We start from the raw sequence: 17,600 nt of genomic DNA, 5'->3' as shown, positions 1-17,600 counted from the left end.
CGTGGCGGCCATCAACGGACGGTGGCCGCCTCGATGAACTCGTTGGTGTCGGGTGAGGGCGATGGAGTGGTGGCGCGTACCGGGACGATCAGGTTGGTGTATTCCTCGATCAACCGGTTCAGGGCCTCTGGCGGTTCGCTCGCCTGGAACTGCATGCGGATCTGCACTTCGTCGGGGTCGCGGTTTTCGCCCTGACGGCCTTGGCCACCAATGGTGACCTTGAAGCTCGCGGCCTTGCTCTCGCTCGCGGTCAGCAGTGCCTGCTGCGCCTCGGTGCCTTTGACCCTTACCGACAGGTCGACCTGCATGCGCTCAAGGGCCAGGCCTTTCGGTGACACCAGCGCAAACAGGGGGACGCGCATGATGTGCTGCCCATCCATGGCCACCTCGACCATCTTGGCTTTCATGGGGGCGCCCAGCGCTTCTGTGTCGCACTCGAAAAACTGGTCGAACAGGTTGATGTACTGCTGGGCAATCAGGCTGTTGGTGGCACTGGCGGCTTCTTGCAGGCCGCGGGTAATTTCACGCAGGTCAATGGAGGTCATGGGGGCGGGGGGCTTTTGCAATGATTCGACTCCTCAGGCCAGGGTGTGCCCCTCCCGCTACCGGCAGGAGGGGCTATGGGTCAAGCGCTAGCGTTTTACGGGGTCGGTAGGTTTGCAGGCGCGGCCCGTTTCAAGGTGTCCGCCTGGGATATTTCGTCCGGGCTTTCCAGTGCGGCGGTTCGGACAATGGTTGGCTTGGTTGCGGCGTCAGTGAGGAACTCGATTACCCTCATCATCGCTTCGGGCGGTTCCTGACGCTTCAGGGTCGTGTTGAAGGCATAGCGGGCACGGGTGTCTGTTTTACGGGTTTGCGTGGATTTGTGGCTCACGCTGCCTTTCACGTTAAGCCTGAACGGCCCCCATCCCAGTGAGCCGGTAGCTTCTGCACTCATGTCCTTGTTGGAAACATCTTCCGACATCTGGTTGATAACCAGCTCGAACTCTACATTACCCTCTTCGATGGAAATGTTCGGGTGGGTAATGGCCGCCATCAGCGGCACTTTCATGGTCTTGCTGACCACCCCTTTGTATTCGCCCTGTTCGTCGACGATGGTTTCGTCGTAGTCGAACTGGATGGCTACTGCCTTGCCATCCTGGACGCATACCTGCATCAGGAAGTCGGCGTAGGATTTGCTGGCGGTGACCTGCGCCTGGACCATGGCCTGCAAGGGACCGGCGATCATGCGGTCCATCGGCAGGGCATTGATCACGGAGCCTATAAGGCTGTTATCTAACGACATATCGGGAAGCTCGCTCTATCTAGTGGGGTAAGGCCGCCGCGAATAGCAGCCAAGTTGTCCGGGCGTCAGCGCGTGCAAAGCTCCTGGCGCCGGATGTTGCCGATCTGTCGCAGGCTCAGGCCGTACTTGTTGGCCAGCAGGCTGCGGGACAAACCGTTGGCGCTTTCCTTCTGGATCTGCTGGTTGCGCAGCTGACGCAGAAAGTGGTCAGCCTTGGGGATCTCCAGGGCGACCCCGGCAAAGCGCTTGATCAGTGCGTCGAGCGCTTCGGCCGGCAGCACGTCAGCGAGCTTGGTGCGCTCGCGGTGCTTGGGGATGTACTTGGGCCTGCCGCCGTAGGCGCAGGTCAGTTGGTAGGCGTTTTCGATGCCGATACAGTCGATCAGGGCCTGCAGCGAGTGGGGCAGTTGGCTGATATCGATCTGGCTCAAATCTGGCATTTGCATATGGCGCTCCTTCGGGGTAGATGGGATGTGCGACCCGATCACCCGCGGCGTTATGTCGAAGGTGTGAGCAAATTCTGTGCGACAGCCGAGGCGCGTCGCTAGGCGGCATATGGGTTGGGGGTTGTAGCTTCGGTGAACAGGATTTGCAGGCAGCGATATCTGGCGCTGTAGGAAATGGCGTCGACATCTGGCTGTGCTTCCTGGTTTCCTGTCGGGTCGCTCGCGATGATGCGGAGCGGGTGCGGCACCCCTCAATCGCACGGGTAGCTGCTCAGCAAGCTGGCGCTACCCAGATAGGCTTGAGGGGTGGCGCGCATGCCCGGCGGCAACGTGCGCCAATCGACCAGCAGGCACAGCGCGTGCAACGGCTGGCCGTTGCGCTGGCCGATGACCTGGTCGGCAAAGTGGCGGCGGTACAGTACCTGGGTCTGATTCAGAGGCTGTGCCTGGTCGGCCTGCGCCAGCGTTTGTCGGGCCAGGTCGGGCAAGCGGGCTGTGGGCACGCTGAAATGTACCGGTGCAGTTTCGGTCTGCAGGTAGCCGGCCTGGCGTACGCGTTGCCACAGTTGTTGCCATTGGCTGGCACCGGCATGGGTGGCCAACTCGCGGCCCAGTTCGAGCAGGTGTTCGGCCGGCGTCTGCTGGGTGTCCAGTGCATGAAGGGAGAGCGGGGTCAGTAACAGCGATGCGAACAACAGGGGTTTGTACATGGTGCCTCCGGCGTGGGTGCTAGGAAGCCCCATGCTTTCAGGCTGACGTCACCCCACCCAGCAGGAAATCCAGCGCCGGGGGCGGTGACCGTTGTATCATTGCCGCGGCTCGTTGCGAGCCATTTGCCCCTGATGTTGCAAGGAACATTCGATGACACACGTGCAGCGCCTCAAATATTCACTTCTGATCATCCTGGTGGTACTGGGCCTGATGCTGGGCCTGTCCCACCTGCAGAAGCAGGGCACGATCAGTGAGCAGACCTTCCAGATGCTGGCCATCGCCATTGCCGTGGTGGTCGTGGTGATCAACGGCATTCTGCGCCGCAAGGTCAAGCCCTGATCTGCGCGGGCCGGCCAGGTATGGCCGGCCATGCGCTCAGCGCGAGGGTGTTTGCTCCAGTACGGCGCGCGCCTGGGGGTTGAGCCTGTAGCACTTGTCGCTACCCAGTTGTATGACGCCTTCGGTGCACAGGCGCTTGAGCACTTCACGCACACTGAGGAACGACAGCGGGATATCCAGTTGTTCCAGTTGTGCGTGCACCCCGCGTACGCCAATACTGCGGCCATTGCGGTCGGCGGCGTGCAAGGCATCGATAACCTTGAGGCGGATCAGGCTGGTGCGCAGGCCGAAGGTGCGCAACAGTTCGCGGATCTGTTCGTTGCCGATTCGTTCTTCAGCAAATACGTCCTGTCCCTTGGACGTTTTGCCTGGCGCGCGCCCGGCCTGGATCGAGGTTTGCGGGTTGTACATGCGAATGCTCCTTTTCGTGGACGAACCCGAAATGTGGGTGGCTCACTTACTAGGACGAATGAGCACGCAAAAACTGCAACCCATTCGTGAAAAAAATGCCTGTTTCTCATCAAGACGTTCCATCGCCTTGTAATACGTAAAATATTCATCTGGCCATTCGTCTGATCGGGATGACCCCCGAACCCGAGGAGTGCCCGTGTTTCCACTTTGCCGTCCCATGACTTGCGCCGGCCTGGCCGCTGCCCTGGTGGCCTTCAGCGTCGGTGTGCAGGCGCAGCCCGCGATAGCCGACGCCAGTGCCCAGATCCGCTATACCCGATACGGCGTACCGCATATCGTGGCCAAGGATGAGCGTGGCCTGGGCTATGGCGTCGGCTATGCCTACGCCCAGGACAACCTATGCCTGCTCGCCAATGAAGTGCTGACCGTGAGCGGTGAGCGCTCACGCTATTTCGGCGCCAAGGGCAAGACCCTGGAGCAGCGTGACAACCTGACCAGCGACCTGTTCTTCACCTGGCTCAATAGCCCAGCGGCGGTCGATGCCTTCCTGCAGGCGCAACCCGCGCCGGTGCAGGCGTTGCTGGCGGGTTACGCCAGCGGCTACAACCGGGCGTTGGTCGAACGCCGTCGTCAAGGGCTGCCCGCCGAGTGTGGCGATGGTGAGTGGGTGCGGCCCATCAGCAGCCAGGATCTGGTCAAACTGACCCGCCGTTTACTGGCCGAGGGCGGTGCCGGGCAGTTCGTCGAGGCGTTGGCAGGGGCGCAACCGCCAACGCTGGCCCGTGCGCAATCGTCAGCGGGCTTTGCCAGCGCGTTGGCCCGGCAGGAGCGGTTCGCCGCGGAGCGCGGCAGCAATGCGGTGGCAGTAGGCGCGCAGCGTTCAGCCAATGGCCGCGGCCTGTTGCTGGCCAACCCGCACTTCCCGTGGATGGGCGGCATGCGCTTCTACCAGATGCAACTGACCATTCCTGGTCAGCTTGATGTGATGGGCGCGGCGCTACCGGGACTGCCGGTGGTCAACATCGGTTTCAACAAGCACCTGGCGTGGACGCACACCGTCGACACTTCCAAGCACTTCACGCTCTACCGCCTGCAACTCGACCCCAAAGACCCGACGCGCTATATGTTTGATGGCAAGTCGCTGCCGATGGCCCGGCAAACCATCCGTGTGGCGGTCAAGGGCACGGATGGCAGCCTGAGCCAGATTGAGCGGCCGGTCTACAGTTCGCAGTTCGGCCCGGTGGTGCAATGGCCAGGCCGCCTGGACTGGGATGCGCAGGCGGCCTACAGCGTGCGAGACGCCAACCTTGAGAACTCGCGTGTGTTGCAGCAGTGGTACCAGATCAACCGAGCCGACAGCCTGGCGGCATTGAAGGGATCGGTCGAGCAGTTGCAAGGTATCCCTTGGGTCAACACGCTGGCCGTGGACGAGGGAGGGCGGGCCTTGTACCTGAACCAGTCGGTAGTGCCCTATGTTGACCAGCAACTGTTGGATACCTGCAGCAGCCCGCAGGCACAAGGGCGCCTGGTGGTGCTGGATGGCTCGCGTAGCGCCTGCCAGTGGAAGGTTGACGCGCAGGCGGCGCAACCGGGCATCTTCCCGGCGCGGCTGCTGCCAAGCCTGGAGCGTGAAGACTTCGTTCAGAACTCCAACGACCCGGCCTGGATGGCCAACCCGGCGCAGCCGCTGACCGGCTACTCTCCACTGATCAGCCGCAATGATCAGCCGCTGGGCATGCGTGGCCGCTTTGCCTTGCAGCGCCTGCAGGGCAAAGCCCGGTTAGGTGCTGATGAACTGCAGCGCATGGTCACCGATGATGAGGTGTACCTGGCCAGCCTGGTGTTGCCGGACCTGCTGCAATGGTGCAAGGGTGCCAGCGCAGATGTGCAGGGCGTGTGCAGCAGTCTGGCCGCCTGGAACGGCAAGGCCGACCTCGACAGTGGCATGGGCCTGGTGCACTTCCAGAACCTGTTCAATGCGCTGGCCGAGCACCCGGAAAGCTGGCGAGTGGCATTCAACCCGGCCGACCCGCAGCACACCCCGCGCGGCCTGGCTGTCGAGCAGGCGGTGGTGAGCAGGTTGGTACATCAGGCAGCACTGGCGTCGCTCAAGCAGGTCAGTGAAAGTGGCGTTGCCGGGGAAGCGCGCTGGGGGCAGGTGCAACAGGCCCTTGATGGTACGCCGGTACCAGGTGGCCCGCAGGCGCTAGGGGTGTACAACGCGATCTACAGCGTGCCGCACGGGCAGGGCAAGCGGCTGGTGGTGAGTGGCACCAGCTACCTGCAACTGGTCAGCTTTACCGACAAGGGGCCAGAAGCCCGTGGCCTGCTTGCGTTTTCCCAGTCGAGTGAAAAGTCTTCGGCGCATGCCAGTGACCAGACCAAGGCATTTGCGGCCAAGCAACTGGCGGTGATTCCGTTTACCGAGGCGCAGATCAAGGCAGACCCGGCGTATCGGGAAGTGGTGATCAGTGAGCGGGACAAGGGGGTGGTAGTCAGCCAGCCCTGAAGCGTCAGCCTGCGCCGGCCCATTCGCGGGTAAACCCGCTCTCACAGGAATCGCTCCGCTTGCAGCGTTGATGCGGAGCCTGTGGGAGCGGGTTTACCCGCGAAGAAGGCGACCCGCCGGGTCAGGAAAACTCGAACGGCGCCAGCTGAAAGCCCTGCTCGTCAACCTGCAAGGCCCAACCGCGGCGGTCCCAGTCGCCCAGTACGATACGCCGTGCCGGCTGGCCATCGACCACCAGCTTGTGAATCGCTGGCCGATGGGTATGGCCATGCACCAAGGTGCGCACGCCATGCGCCGCCATTACCTTGGGGACTTCCTCTGGCGTGACGTCGACGATTTCGGTGGACTTCATCCGCACTTGCGTGCGGCTTTCGCTGCGCAGCTTGCGTGCCAGCTTGTAGCGGGCCGACAGCGGCAGGTGGCGCAGGATCCACAAGCTCAGCGGATTGCGCAGCAGGCGGCGCATCTTCATGTAGCCCAGGTCGCGGGTGCACAGGGTGTCGCCATGCATCAGCAGCACCTGTTCACCGCCCAGCTCGATCACGCTGGGGTCGCTCAACAAGGTGCAACCAGCGGCATCGCAGAAGGCCTGGCCAATCAGGAAGTCACGGTTGCCATGCATCAGGTAGATGGCCGTGCCACTGTCGCTCAGCCGGCGCATGGCCTGGCAGATCGACTGCTGGAAGGGCGTCATGGCATCGTCGCCAATCCACGCTTCGAAGAAGTCACCAAGGATGTACAGGGCCTTTGCGTGGCGGGCGCGGCCATCGAGCAGATCAAGAAACGCCCGGGAAATATCCGGGCGTTCTTCTTGCAGGTGCAGATCAGAGATCAGCAGAATCACTCAATGATCTCGGCTTTCTCGATGATCACGTCGTCCTTCGGTACGTCCTGGTGGCCAGCTTTGGAACCGGTGGCCACTTTTTCGATGGCGTCGACCACTTCACGGCCTTCGATCACTTCGCCGAATACGGCATAACCCCAGCCCTGCACGTTCTTGCCGCTGTGGTTGAGGAAGTCGTTGTCGGAGGCGTTGATGAAGAACTGCGCCGAGGCGGAGTGCGGCTCCATGGTACGGGCCATGGCAATGCTGTACTTCTTGTTCTTCAGGCCGTTGTCGGCTTCGTTCTGGATGCTGGCGCGGGTTTTCTTCTGGCTCATGCCGGCCTCGAAGCCGCCGCCCTGGATCATGAAGCCTTTGATCACACGGTGGAATACGGTGCCATTGTAGTGGCCGTCCTTGACGTACTGAACGAAGTTTTCGGTAGTCAGTGGCGCTTTCTCGGCGTCCAGTTGCAGGACGATGTCGCCGTGGTTGGTGGTCAGTTTGACTTTGGACATGCTGAAACTCGCTCTTTCAAGGCAATCAGAAATTAGGGTGCGCAGGGCGCCGGTTATCACCTGACGTATGTTCAGGCGATCACGACACATGGCGCGCACTGGCCATTTTGCCAGGCTGCGGCAAAAAGCCGTGATAAATCACATCAGTTTGTCCGGGCGCGGCTGTCAGCAGCTTGACTGCTTCGGCTATGATAGGCCCTTTGATTCAATCGGCCTACCCAGGCTGGACACACGCATTCAAGGATCCTATGAGCAAGCCCACTGCCGACAACGCGCCCAACGCCGCTGCCAAAGGCGCCCCCGCTGTCCCTGCGAACTTCCTGCGGCCGATCATCCAGGCCGACCTGGACTCGGGCAAGCACAGCAGTATCGTCACCCGTTTCCCGCCGGAGCCCAATGGTTATCTGCACATCGGCCACGCCAAGTCGATCTGCGTCAACTTCGGCCTGGCCAAGGAATTCGGCGGCGTCTGCCACCTGCGCTTCGACGATACCAACCCGGCCAAGGAAGACCAGGAGTACATCGACGCCATCCAGAGCGATGTGAAGTGGCTGGGCTTCGACTGGGCCGGCGACGTGCGCTATGCCTCCGACTATTTCGACCAGTTGCACGACTGGGCGGTCGAGCTGATCAAGCGCGGCAAGGCCTACGTCTGCGACCTCACCCCTGAGCAAGCCAAGGAATACCGCGGCAACCTCAAGGAGCCGGGCAAGAACAGCCCGTTCCGCGAGCGTAGCGTGGAAGAAAACCTCGACCTGTTCGCCCGCATGAAGGCTGGCGAATTCCAGGACGGCGAGCGTGTGCTGCGGGCCAAGATCGACATGGCCTCGCCAAACATGAACCTGCGTGACCCTATCCTGTACCGCATTCGCCATGCCCACCACCACCAGACCGGCGACAAGTGGTGCATCTACCCCAACTACGACTTCACCCACGGCCAGTCGGACGCCATCGAGGGCATTACCCACTCGATCTGCACCCTTGAGTTCGAAGGGCATCGTCCGCTGTACGACTGGTTCCTCGACAACCTGCCGGTGCCGGCACACCCGCGCCAGTACGAGTTCAGCCGCCTGAACCTGAACTACACCATTACCTCCAAGCGCAAGCTCAAGCAGCTTGTGGACGAAAAGCACGTCGATGCCTGGGACGACCCACGCATGTCGACCCTGTCCGGCTTCCGTCGCCGTGGCTACACGCCGGCTTCGATCCGCAACTTCTGCGAAATGATCGGCACCAACCGCTCCGACGGTGTGGTCGACATGTCGATGCTCGAGTTCAGCATCCGTGACGACCTGGACCGCACCGCGCCACGCGCGATGTGTGTGCTGCGCCCGCTGAAAGTGGTCATCACCAACTACCCTGAAGGCCAGGTCGAGCAGCTTGAGCTGCCACGTCACCCGAAGGAAGACATGGGCGTGCGTGTGCTGCCGTTCTCCCGCGAGCTGTACATCGACCGCGACGACTTCATGGAAGAACCGCCGAAGGGCTACAAGCGCCTGGAACCGGCCGGTGAAGTGCGCCTGCGCGGCAGCTACGTGATTCGTGCTGACGAAGCCATCAAGGACGCCGACGGCAATATCGTCGAACTGCGCTGCTCGTACGACCCGGACACCCTGGGCAAGAACCCTGAAGGCCGCAAGGTCAAGGGCGTGATCCACTGGGTGCCGGCCGAAGGCAGCGTCGAGTGCGAAGTGCGCCTGTACGACCGCCTGTTCCGCTCGCCGAACCCGGAAAAGACCGAGGAGGGCGGCAGCTTCCTGGACAACATCAACCCTGCTTCGCTGCAAGTGCTCAGCGGTTGCCGTGCCGAGCCGTCGCTGGCCCAGGCGCAGCCCGAGGACCGCTTCCAGTTCGAGCGCGAAGGCTACTTCTGCGCCGACCTGAAAGACAGCCAGCCGGGCCGCCCGGTGTTCAACCGCACTGTCACCCTGCGTGACTCCTGGGGCAGCTGAGGAACCGCCGTGCTTACCATCTACAACACCCTGAGCAAAGCGAAGGAAACCTTCAAGCCGCTGGATGGCAACAAGGTGCGCATGTACGTGTGCGGCATGACCGTGTACGACTACTGCCACCTGGGCCATGGCCGCAGCATGGTGGCGTTCGACCTGGTCACCCGCTGGCTGCGCAAGAGTGGCTATGAGCTGACCTACGTGCGCAACATTACCGACATCGATGACAAGATCATCAACCGGGCCAACGAGAACGGCGAAAGTTTCGACGCCCTGACTGCCCGCATGATCGACGCGATGCACGAAGACGAGCGCCGCCTGAACATTCTGCCGCCGGACCAGGAGCCGCGTGCCACCGACCATATCGCTGGCATGCACGCGATGATCCAGACCCTGATCGACAAAGGGTACGCCTACGCGCCAGGCAATGGTGACGTGTACTACCGGGTCGGCAAGTTCGTCGGCTACGGCAAGCTGTCGCGCAAGAAGATCGAAGACCTGCGTATCGGTGCACGCATCGAGGTCGACGAAGCCAAGCAGGACCCGCTCGACTTCGTCCTGTGGAAGGGCGTCAAGCCGGGCGAGCCAAGCTGGGAATCGCCATGGGGCCCGGGTCGCCCGGGCTGGCACATCGAGTGCTCGGTCATGTCCACCTGCTGCCTGGGCGAGAGCTTCGACATTCACGGTGGCGGCAGCGACCTGGAGTTCCCGCACCACGAGAACGAGATTGCCCAGAGCGAGGCGGCCACTGGCAAGCAGTACGCCAACGCCTGGATGCATTGCGGCATGATCCGTATCAACGGCGAGAAGATGTCCAAGTCGTTGAACAACTTCTTCACTATCCGCGACGTGCTCGAGAAGTACCACCCGGAGGTGGTGCGCTACCTGCTGGTGGCCAGCCACTACCGCAGCGCGATCAACTACTCGGAAGACAGCCTGCGTGACGCCAAGGGCGCGCTGGAGCGCTTCTACCACGCCCTGCGCGGCCTGCCACGGGTGGCGGCCAAGGGTGGCGAAGCGTTTGTCGAGCGCTTCAGCGTGGCGATGAACGACGACTTCGGCACCCCGGAAGCCTGTGCCGTTCTGTTCGACCTGGTGCGCGAGATCAACCGCCTGCGCGACAGCGACCCGGAAGCGGCTGCCGGTCTGGCCGGTCGACTGCGCGAGCTGGGGGATGTGCTGGGTGTGCTGCAGCTGGAGGCCGATGACTTCCTGCGTGCCGGTGCCGAAGGCAAGGTCGATGCGGCTGAAGTCGAGGGCTTGATCCAGGCGCGCCTGCAGGCGCGTGCGGACAAGAACTGGGCTGAGTCCGACCGCATTCGCGATCAGCTGACCGCCATGGGTGTAGTGCTGGAAGACAGCAAGGGCACGACTACCTGGCGCCTGGCTGACTAAAGCAACTGGGGCTGCGTTGCAGCCCTTCGCGGGCACGCCCGCTCCCACAGGTTGGCGCGACATTTCAAGTGTGCGCTATCTCTGTGGGAGCGGGCGTGCCCGCGAAGGGCCGCAAAGCGGCCCCAGCTTTTATTTGCCTAGGCCCGCAAGCGGGCAGTGCAATACCAGCCTGGCCCCACCCAATTCGCTTTCGCCGATCTCCAGCCCGAAGCCGGCATGGCGGTGGCCTCCACAGGGATAGCGCACACTTGAAATGTCGCGCCAACCTGTGGGAGCGGGCGTGCCCGCGAAGGGCCGCAAAGCGGCCCCGGCTTTTATTTGCCTAGGCCCGCAAGCGGGCAGTGCAATACCAGCCTGGCCCCACCCAATTCGCTTTCGCCAATCTCCAGCCCGAACCCATGCAGGTCGACAATTGCCGCCACGATCGACAACCCCAGCCCGAAGCCGGCATGGCGGTGGCCTTCATCGCTGCGATAGAACCGTTTCAGTACGGCCGTCCGCTCTTCTTCGGGAATACCTGGCCCGCTATCCTCGATCGCCATGTGCACGCCGTTGTCATCCAGCGTGGCGCTTATGCGCACCCGACCACCCTCGGGCGTAAACTTGATCGCGTTGCCCACCAGATTCGCCAACGCCTCGAACAGCAGTTCGCGATCACCGTGCAGTGCCGGTAGCTGCGCAGGTTGGTGCAATTGCAGTTGAATGCCGCCATCCTCGGCCAATGGCAGGTAAAAATCGTGCAGCTCTACCAGCAGTTCATGCGGGTCAAGCTGGACGAAGCCGGCGCGGCGCTGGCGGTCTTCCAGCTCGCTGATGCGTAACAACCCGCGAAAGCGCGCCATCAAGGTGTCGGTTTCGCCAATGGCCTGGTCCAGCGCTTCGGCTTGCGCAGAATCCACGTCGCTTTGCTGGCGAATACGGTACAGCTGGGCGCGCAGGCGGGTCAGCGGTGTGCGCAGGTCATGGGCAATGTTGTCGCATACACCCTTGACCTCATGCATCAGCCGTTCGATACGGTCAAGCATGGCATTGACGATCGCCGCAAGCATGTCCAGCTCGTCGCGGCGGGCCGACAGTGGCAGGCGGTGGGTCAGGTCGCCGGCGACGATCAGTTCGGCCTGGGCCTGGATCGCCCGTATACGCTTGAGCGGCCTGCGCCGTAGCAGGTACCAACCGGCAAAACCCGGGATCAGGGTCAGCGAGATGCCCCAGAGCAGGGCGTGCAGGATGATCCGGGTAACCACGAACAGCGAGCCATTGTCACGCACCAGCACCAGCCACCGGCCATCCTGTACCTTGATTGCCACCGCGTCGCAGCTGTCGCGGGGCATACGTGGGTCGTCGGCATCCAGGCAGCGTTCCAACTCATGGATCTTGCCGTCCAGTCTGAGTTCTGGGGGCAAGGCCCGCACGGTGCCGCCAATCGGGTTGAGCTGGCTATCGAACAGGCCGTAGGCGTCAAAGCTGCGCTCCTCGAAGGCCTGGCTGGCAATCAGGGCGTCGTCCAGTTGCTTGCCGCTCATGTGGGCGAACAGGTGCTGGCGCTGCAGCATGGAGTGACGGGTGAGTTTGTTCAGGTAGCTGGATACCTCGAAGTACAGCACCCCCATGAGGATGCTGCTCCAGGCCACGAACAGAAAGCTGTACAGCGCCAGCAGGCGGCTGGTTGAAGAGCTCCAGCCTTTAGACGGGTTCAGCAATGGCATAGCCGGAGCCCCGTACCGTACGGATCAGCGGCGACTGGCCGGGTGAGTCGATCTTCTTGCGCAGGCGGCCGATGTGCACGTCGATCAGGTTGGTGCCCGGGTCGAAGTGATAGCCCCAGACCTCCTCGAAAATCATCATCCGCGTGATCACCTGGCCGCTGTGGCGCATCAGGTACTCCAGCAGCTTGTACTCGGTGGGCAACAGGTTGAGGGTGTTGTCACCGCGGCGCGCCTCGTGGCTGATCAGGTCCAGCTGCAGATCGGCAACCTGCAAGCGGGTCTGAGTCGTGGGTACGCTGTTACGGCGCAGCAATACCTCGACTCGCGCGGCCATTTCGTCGGAGGCGAACGGCTTGGTCAGGTAGTCGTCCCCGCCTGCACGCAGGCCGCGCACCCGCTCATCGACGTCGGAGAGGGCGCTGATCATCAGGATCGGCGTAGCGATCTTGAGGTTGCGCAGGGTGGTGACGATGGTCAGGCCGTCGACCTCGGGCAGCATGCGGTCCAGGGTGATCAGGTCGTAGCCGCCCGCAATGGCTTTGGCCAGGCCTTCGCGGCCATTGTCGGCCCAATCCACTTCCAGACCGTGGCTGGTCAGTTCGGCGACGATTTCCTGGCCGGTGACGGCGTCGTCTTCGATGGTCAGTACGCGAGGCATGCTGGTTCCTGGGCATCTAATGGAGATCTGATTGTGCCAAAGAATAGACAACCGGCGATTTAAGAAAAATTCATCTAGCGGGCACCGATGCCTTCGGCATGCATGATCTGCGCAATGATCGGTACCGGTGTCATCAGGTGCGAGCGCATCATGGCGCTGGCAGTTTTGGCATCCCGGGCGAGGATCACCTCGACCAGTGCCGCATGCTCCTGGCGCTTGAGCGCCAGCGCCTGTTCGGAAAACACCGTCTGCGTCAGCCACAGGTGGCGGTAGCGCTCGGCCTGATCGAACAGGTAGGTGCGTGCCTGCAGCAGGTGCTTGGAGCCGCAGCCCGAGGCAATGGCAGTATGGAACGCCTTGTGCCGCTCGTCCCACACATCCAGCCGCTGCTCGCGAGTTTTCACTTCCACCACCTTGGCCAAGGTATGCGAGTGGGCCAGCACCGACGCCTCCCAGGCATCGTCACCGCGCTCGATGGCCAGGGCAATGATCATCGCTTCCAGGTTGGCGCGGGCGTCGTAGATGTCGTTCATCTCATCCAGCGACATGGGCGCTACCCGGTAGCCTTTCTGACTGATCGCGTTGACCAGGTGCTCGGCCACCAGTTGCGACAGTGCTTCGCGCAGCGGGCCCACACCCAGGTCGTAGCGTTCCTTGAGGGCGCTCATCAATAGCTTTTCACCGGGCTTGAACACCCCGCGGATGATGTCCTTCTTGAGCCTCTCATACCCGCTGAATGCTGAGTTTTGTCGGGGGGCGAGCGCTTCCAAGATCCTGTTCCTCAAAACGTTTTGCCGATCATACCGAAACCCTCTGCCGACGAAAAACAATGGACAAACGCGGTTAGTATCGTTGAAATATAAAAATGTAGACATTTTTACTTAGTGGCGATATTTTTACCTCGCCCGCACTGATCCAGGTCATGACCGGACGGCGCCATCTACTTTTTTAGCCAGGACACTGCCATGAACGCCTTTACGCAGATCGACGAACTTGTCATGCCGCTGCCGCTCGAACCGCAGGGCTACACCATCGCCCCCTCGAAACAGTCGCCGCGCCTGCTTGAACTGACCTTTGCCCGGGAAACCGTCGAAGCGTTCGTGCAGGCCGTTGCCCAATGGCCGGTGCAGGCATTGGAGTACAAGTCGTTCCTGCGTTTTCGCGTAGGCGAAATCCTTGACGAGCTGTGCCAGGGCACGCTGCGCCCGGTGCTGCTCAACACCATCCTCGACCGCGCCACAGGTGGCATGCTGATTACCCCGATCGGCCTGGACGACGTGAGCCAGGCCGAAGACATGGTCAAGTTCACCACCGCCTGTGCACACCTGATCGGCCGTTCCAACTATGACGCTATGAGTGGCCAGTTCTATGCGCGCTTCGTGGTGGTCAACAGCGACAACTCCGACAGCTACCTGCGCCAGCCGCACCGTGTGATGGAGCTGCACAACGACGGTACGTTCGTGAACCAGATCACCGACTATGTGCTGATGCTGAAGATCGACGAAAAGAACATGGAAGGCGGCAACTCGCTGCTGCTGCACCTGGACGACTGGGAGCAGTGCGAGGCGTTCTTCCGTCACCCGATGGCACGTCGCGAAATGCGCTGGACCGCACCGCCGAGCAAAAAGGTTGCCGAAGATGTGTTCCATTCGGTATTCGACACCGATACCGAAGGCCGGCCGACCATGCGCTACATTGACCAGTTCGTGCAGCCGGAAAACTACGAGGAAGGTATCTGGCTGAACGCCTTGTCCGAGTCGCTGGAAGGCAGCGGCAAGAAGGTCTCGGTGCCGGTAGGCGTAGGCAGTTTCCTGCTGATCAACAACCTGTTCTGGCTGCATGGCCGCGATCGCTTCACCCCGCACGAGGGCCTGCGCCGCGAACTGATGCGCCAGCGTGGTTACGTCGCCTTCCCCAAGCCGCTGTACCAGCGCGGGCAATAATGACAGGGCGCGGGGCGGGCGCCCGCCCACGCGTTTTTGCACAAAACAATGCCACCAGGCCCCGTGCGGGCCTTGGTGAGCCTGCCAGGCAATGCCTGCGTGTGAGGTAAGGCTGTGTACGATTTCATCATTATTGGCGGCGGGATTGTGGGCATGTCCACAGCCATGCACCTGATCAAGGTCTACCCGGACGCGAAGATGCTCCTGCTGGAGAAAGAGTCTGGCCCGGCCCGCCATCAGACCGGCCATAACAGCGGCGTGATCCACGCCGGCGTGTATTACACCCCCGGCAGCCTCAAGGCGCGCTTCTGCCTGGAAGGCAACAAGGCGACCAAAGCCTTCTGCACCCAGCACGGCATTCGCTTCGATGAGTGCGGCAAGCTGCTGGTAGCCACCAACGATCTGGAAATGCAGCGCATGAAGGCGCTGTGGGAGCGTACGGCGGCCAATGGCCTGGAACGCTACTGGCTGTCGGCTGACGAGTTGCGCGAGCGTGAGCCCAACATCGTCGGTATGGGGGGCATCTTCGTGCCGTCCAGCGGCATCGTCAATTACGCTCAGGTGACTGCTGCGATGGCCGCAGAGTTCCAGCGTGCCGGTGGCGAAATCCGCTATGGCGCAGAAGTGGTCGGCCTGCAGGAACAGGCAAATGAAGTGATCGTGCGCACCCAGCGTGATGAATTGCGCAGCCGTTTCCTGGTGACCTGCTCGGGGCTGATGGCTGACCGCGTGGTGGGCATGCTCGGGCTGCGTACCGAGTTCGTGATCTGCCCGTTCCGTGGCGAATACTACCTGCTGCCCAAGCAGCACAATCAGATCGTCAACCACCTGATCTACCCGATTCCCGACCCGTCGATGCCCTTCCTGGGGGTGCACCTGACCCGCATGATCGACGGCACCGTCACCGTAGGCCCCAACGCCGTACTGGCGATGAAGCGCGAGGGCTACCGCAAGACCGATGTCAGCCCCAGCGACCTGTTCCAGACTCTGACCACGCCCGGCATCCTCAAGGTGCTGGCGAAGAACTTCCGCCCGGGCCTGATCGAGATGAAGAACTCGCTGTTCAAGGGCGGGTACCTCAAGCAGGTGCAGAAGTACTGCCCGAGCATTACCAAAGCCGACCTCACGCCTTACCCGGCCGGCGTGCGTGCCCAGGCGGTGTCGCGCGACGGCAAGCTGATCGACGATTTCCTGTTCGTCAACACCGCGCGCAGTGTCAACGTGTGCAACGCACCGTCGCCAGCGGCTACCTCGGCCATCCCGATCGGCGCCTACATCGTCGAGAAGGTGTGCGAGCAGGTCGGCCTGCAGGGCGGCAGCTTCCCCAAGGCCGACCTGTCGGCCAACCAGAGGGCTGCCAGCTGACACCCCGGTAACACCTCCTGCGGTTTCGTTTTACTCAACCCGTACTGCCCTGCTCACCATTCAGGGCAGGGCGGGCTTTTTCGCGCCTGCGTCGGTGACGTGCAGCCGGCGGCCCCCGCGTGGGCATGACAAAAACAACAAGGTAGCGCCATGCAAACCCACAAGAACAATTTGAGTCATGGATTGAAATCACGGCATGTCACTATGCTGTCCATTGCCGGTGTGATCGGCGCCGGGCTGTTTGTCGGCTCTGGCCGCGCCATCGCCGAAGCGGGGCCTGCCACCATCCTGGCCTATATCCTGGCGGGCGGCCTGGTGGTGCTGGTGATGCGCATGCTGGCCGAAATGGCGGTTGCCTCCCCGGACACCGGCTCGTTCTCAACCTACGCTGACCTCGCCATCGGCAAATGGGCCGGTTACACCATCGGTTGGCTGTACTGGTGGTTCTGGGTGCTGATCATTCCGATCGAGGCCAATATCGCCGCTACCATCATCAACTCCTGGGTCCCGCAGATGGAGATCTGGGTGTTGTCGTTGGTGATCACGTTGCTGCTGACGGCCACCAACCTGTTCAGCGTGAAGAATTACGGTGAGTTCGAGTTCTGGTTGGCACTGGTCAAGGTGGTGGCCATCGTCAGCTTCATCGCCCTGGGTGTTTGCGCCATTTTCGGCCTGTTGCCGGGGTCCGGCGTCAGCGGCGTCTCGCGCCTGTGGGATACGGGGGGCTTCATGCCCAACGGCTTTGGTGCGGTGCTGAGCGCAATGCTGATCACCATGTTCTCGTTCCTCGGGGCCGAGGTGGTGACCATCGCTGCGGCTGAATCCGACGAGGCGGGCAAGCATATTTCCAAGGCCACCAATTCGGTGATCTGGCGGATAACGCTGTTCTACATCCTGTCGATCTTCATCGTCATCGCATTGGTACCGTGGACCGACCCACGCCTGGCGACCGAAGGCTCTTATGTCACGGTGCTGGACACCCTCGGCGTGCCAAATGCCAAGGCCATCATCGACTTCGTGGTGCTGACGTCGGTGACCAGCTGCCTCAACTCGTCGCTGTACACCGCCTCGCGTATGGTCTATTCGCTTAGCCGCCGTGGTGATGCCCCGGCCTGTGCCCAGATAACCAGCCGCAGTGGTACACCCGTGGTGGCAGTCTTGTTGTCGACGGGGGCTGCCTTCCTGGCGGTGATCGCCAACTACCTGGTGCCGGCTCAGGTGTTTGGCTTCCTCATGGCCAGCTCCGGTGCCATTGCCTTGCTGGTGTATCTGGTCATCGCCATTTCCCAGCTGCGCCTGCGCCAGCGCCTGACGGCACAGGGTAAGACACTGGGTTACCGCATGTGGCTGTTCCCGTGGCTGACCTGGGGCGTGATCCTGTTCATCAGCGGCGTACTGGTATTGATGCTGTTCCGCCCGGATCATCGCCTGGAAGTGGTCTCGACGATGGTGCTGGCGGTGTTGGTGGTGTGCTCGGGGGTGCTGGTGACCCGGCGCCGGGCACGCGGCGGGGCGGTGGCTGGCGTAGGGCAGGGCGCCTGA

Annotated in this window: 17 protein-coding genes; 7 read left to right on the top strand and 10 right to left on the bottom strand. The window is 62.1% G+C overall.

Features of this window, described 5'->3' with window-relative positions; genetic code table 11:
- Positions 1 to 11: 11 nt before the first annotated feature.
- From I8746_RS02935 to I8746_RS02920, 4 genes are all read right to left on the bottom strand, one after another.
- A complete protein-coding gene (locus I8746_RS02935; protein WP_017147663.1) occupies positions 12 to 566 on the bottom strand; it encodes a DUF2589 domain-containing protein in 555 nt (184 codons plus the stop codon).
- 74 nt (positions 567 to 640) lie between these two features.
- Complete coding sequence (locus I8746_RS02930) at positions 641 to 1,285, bottom strand: DUF2589 domain-containing protein (RefSeq protein ID WP_012052541.1); 645 nt, start codon at positions 1,283 to 1,285, stop codon at positions 641 to 643.
- Between the two features lie 65 nt (positions 1,286 to 1,350).
- Positions 1,351 to 1,731, bottom strand: coding sequence for a Mor transcription activator family protein (locus I8746_RS02925; protein ID WP_003248057.1), 381 nt, complete (start codon positions 1,729 to 1,731; stop codon positions 1,351 to 1,353).
- Between the two features lie 251 nt (positions 1,732 to 1,982).
- Positions 1,983 to 2,441 carry a hypothetical protein gene (locus tag I8746_RS02920; protein ID WP_003248060.1) on the bottom strand — a complete coding sequence of 153 codons (459 nt, stop codon included), beginning with the start codon at positions 2,439 to 2,441 and terminating at the stop codon, positions 1,983 to 1,985.
- 151 nt (positions 2,442 to 2,592) lie between these two features.
- Between I8746_RS02920 and I8746_RS02915 the strand changes: the two genes are divergently transcribed.
- Complete coding sequence (locus tag I8746_RS02915; RefSeq protein WP_003248064.1) at positions 2,593 to 2,781, top strand: hypothetical protein; 189 nt, start codon at positions 2,593 to 2,595, stop codon at positions 2,779 to 2,781.
- Positions 2,782 to 2,817: 36 nt separating this feature from the next.
- On the opposite strand, the gene I8746_RS02910 is transcribed toward I8746_RS02915, so the two are convergent.
- On the bottom strand, positions 2,818 to 3,192 hold the full coding sequence (locus I8746_RS02910; protein WP_012052539.1) for a hypothetical protein: 375 nt from the start codon (positions 3,190 to 3,192) through the stop codon (positions 2,818 to 2,820).
- Between the two features lie 196 nt (positions 3,193 to 3,388).
- Between I8746_RS02910 and I8746_RS02905 the strand changes: the two genes are divergently transcribed.
- Positions 3,389 to 5,701: an acylase gene (locus I8746_RS02905; protein ID WP_311044806.1), complete on the top strand. Its 2,313-nt coding sequence runs from the start codon at positions 3,389 to 3,391 to the stop codon at positions 5,699 to 5,701.
- Between the two features lie 121 nt (positions 5,702 to 5,822).
- On the opposite strand, the gene I8746_RS02900 is transcribed toward I8746_RS02905, so the two are convergent.
- Together I8746_RS02900 and I8746_RS02895 are read right to left on the bottom strand one after the other, a co-directional pair.
- Entirely contained in the window at positions 5,823 to 6,545 is a 723-nt protein-coding gene (locus tag I8746_RS02900) for a UDP-2,3-diacylglucosamine diphosphatase (RefSeq protein ID WP_012052537.1), read from the bottom strand.
- Entirely contained in the window at positions 6,542 to 7,042 is a 501-nt protein-coding gene (locus I8746_RS02895; RefSeq protein ID WP_003248071.1) for a peptidylprolyl isomerase, read from the bottom strand. Before I8746_RS02895 ends, I8746_RS02900 begins: the two co-directional genes overlap by 4 nt.
- Before the next feature lie 248 nt (positions 7,043 to 7,290).
- Between I8746_RS02895 and I8746_RS02890 the strand changes: the two genes are divergently transcribed.
- Positions 7,291 to 8,994, top strand: a complete 1,704-nt coding sequence (locus I8746_RS02890) for a glutamine--tRNA ligase/YqeY domain fusion protein (protein ID WP_003248073.1) — start codon at positions 7,291 to 7,293, stop codon at positions 8,992 to 8,994.
- A gap of 9 nt (positions 8,995 to 9,003) precedes the next feature.
- Positions 9,004 to 10,386 (top strand): cysteine--tRNA ligase, encoded by a 1,383-nt coding sequence (gene cysS, locus I8746_RS02885; RefSeq protein WP_103444506.1) that lies wholly within the window; start codon positions 9,004 to 9,006, stop codon positions 10,384 to 10,386.
- Positions 10,387 to 10,700: 314 nt separating this feature from the next.
- Here cysS and I8746_RS02880 read toward each other — a convergent pair whose 3' ends face one another.
- The 3 genes from I8746_RS02880 to csiR form a co-directional block, all read right to left on the bottom strand.
- Positions 10,701 to 12,092: a HAMP domain-containing sensor histidine kinase gene (locus I8746_RS02880; protein ID WP_017147660.1), complete on the bottom strand. Its 1,392-nt coding sequence runs from the start codon at positions 12,090 to 12,092 to the stop codon at positions 10,701 to 10,703.
- Positions 12,070 to 12,750, bottom strand: a complete 681-nt coding sequence (locus I8746_RS02875) for a response regulator transcription factor (RefSeq protein ID WP_010953809.1) — start codon at positions 12,748 to 12,750, stop codon at positions 12,070 to 12,072. Before I8746_RS02875 ends, I8746_RS02880 begins: the two co-directional genes overlap by 23 nt.
- Positions 12,751 to 12,824: 74 nt before the next feature.
- Positions 12,825 to 13,520, bottom strand: a complete 696-nt coding sequence (csiR, locus tag I8746_RS02870; protein WP_003248079.1) for a DNA-binding transcriptional regulator CsiR — start codon at positions 13,518 to 13,520, stop codon at positions 12,825 to 12,827.
- A 195-nt stretch (positions 13,521 to 13,715) separates the two neighbouring features.
- On the opposite strand from csiR, the gene glaH reads away from it, so the two are divergent.
- The 3 genes from glaH (at position 13,716) to gabP (ending at position 17,600) form a co-directional block, all read left to right on the top strand.
- A complete protein-coding gene (gene glaH / locus I8746_RS02865) occupies positions 13,716 to 14,693 on the top strand; it encodes a glutarate dioxygenase GlaH (RefSeq protein ID WP_003248080.1) in 978 nt (325 codons plus the stop codon).
- A 114-nt stretch (positions 14,694 to 14,807) separates the two neighbouring features.
- Entirely contained in the window at positions 14,808 to 16,058 is a 1,251-nt protein-coding gene (gene lhgO, locus I8746_RS02860; RefSeq protein ID WP_012052531.1) for an L-2-hydroxyglutarate oxidase, read from the top strand.
- A 150-nt stretch (positions 16,059 to 16,208) separates the two neighbouring features.
- Positions 16,209 to 17,600, top strand: a complete 1,392-nt coding sequence (gene gabP, locus I8746_RS02855; RefSeq protein WP_012052530.1) for a GABA permease — start codon at positions 16,209 to 16,211, stop codon at positions 17,598 to 17,600.

This window comes from Pseudomonas sp. USTB-Z, from assembly GCF_019691255.1.
GTDB classification, from domain to species: Bacteria; Pseudomonadota; Gammaproteobacteria; order Pseudomonadales; family Pseudomonadaceae; genus Aquipseudomonas; species Aquipseudomonas alloputida.
The sequence above is the reverse complement of the archived record's forward strand: the minus strand, read 5'-3'. Positions and strand labels throughout refer to the sequence as shown.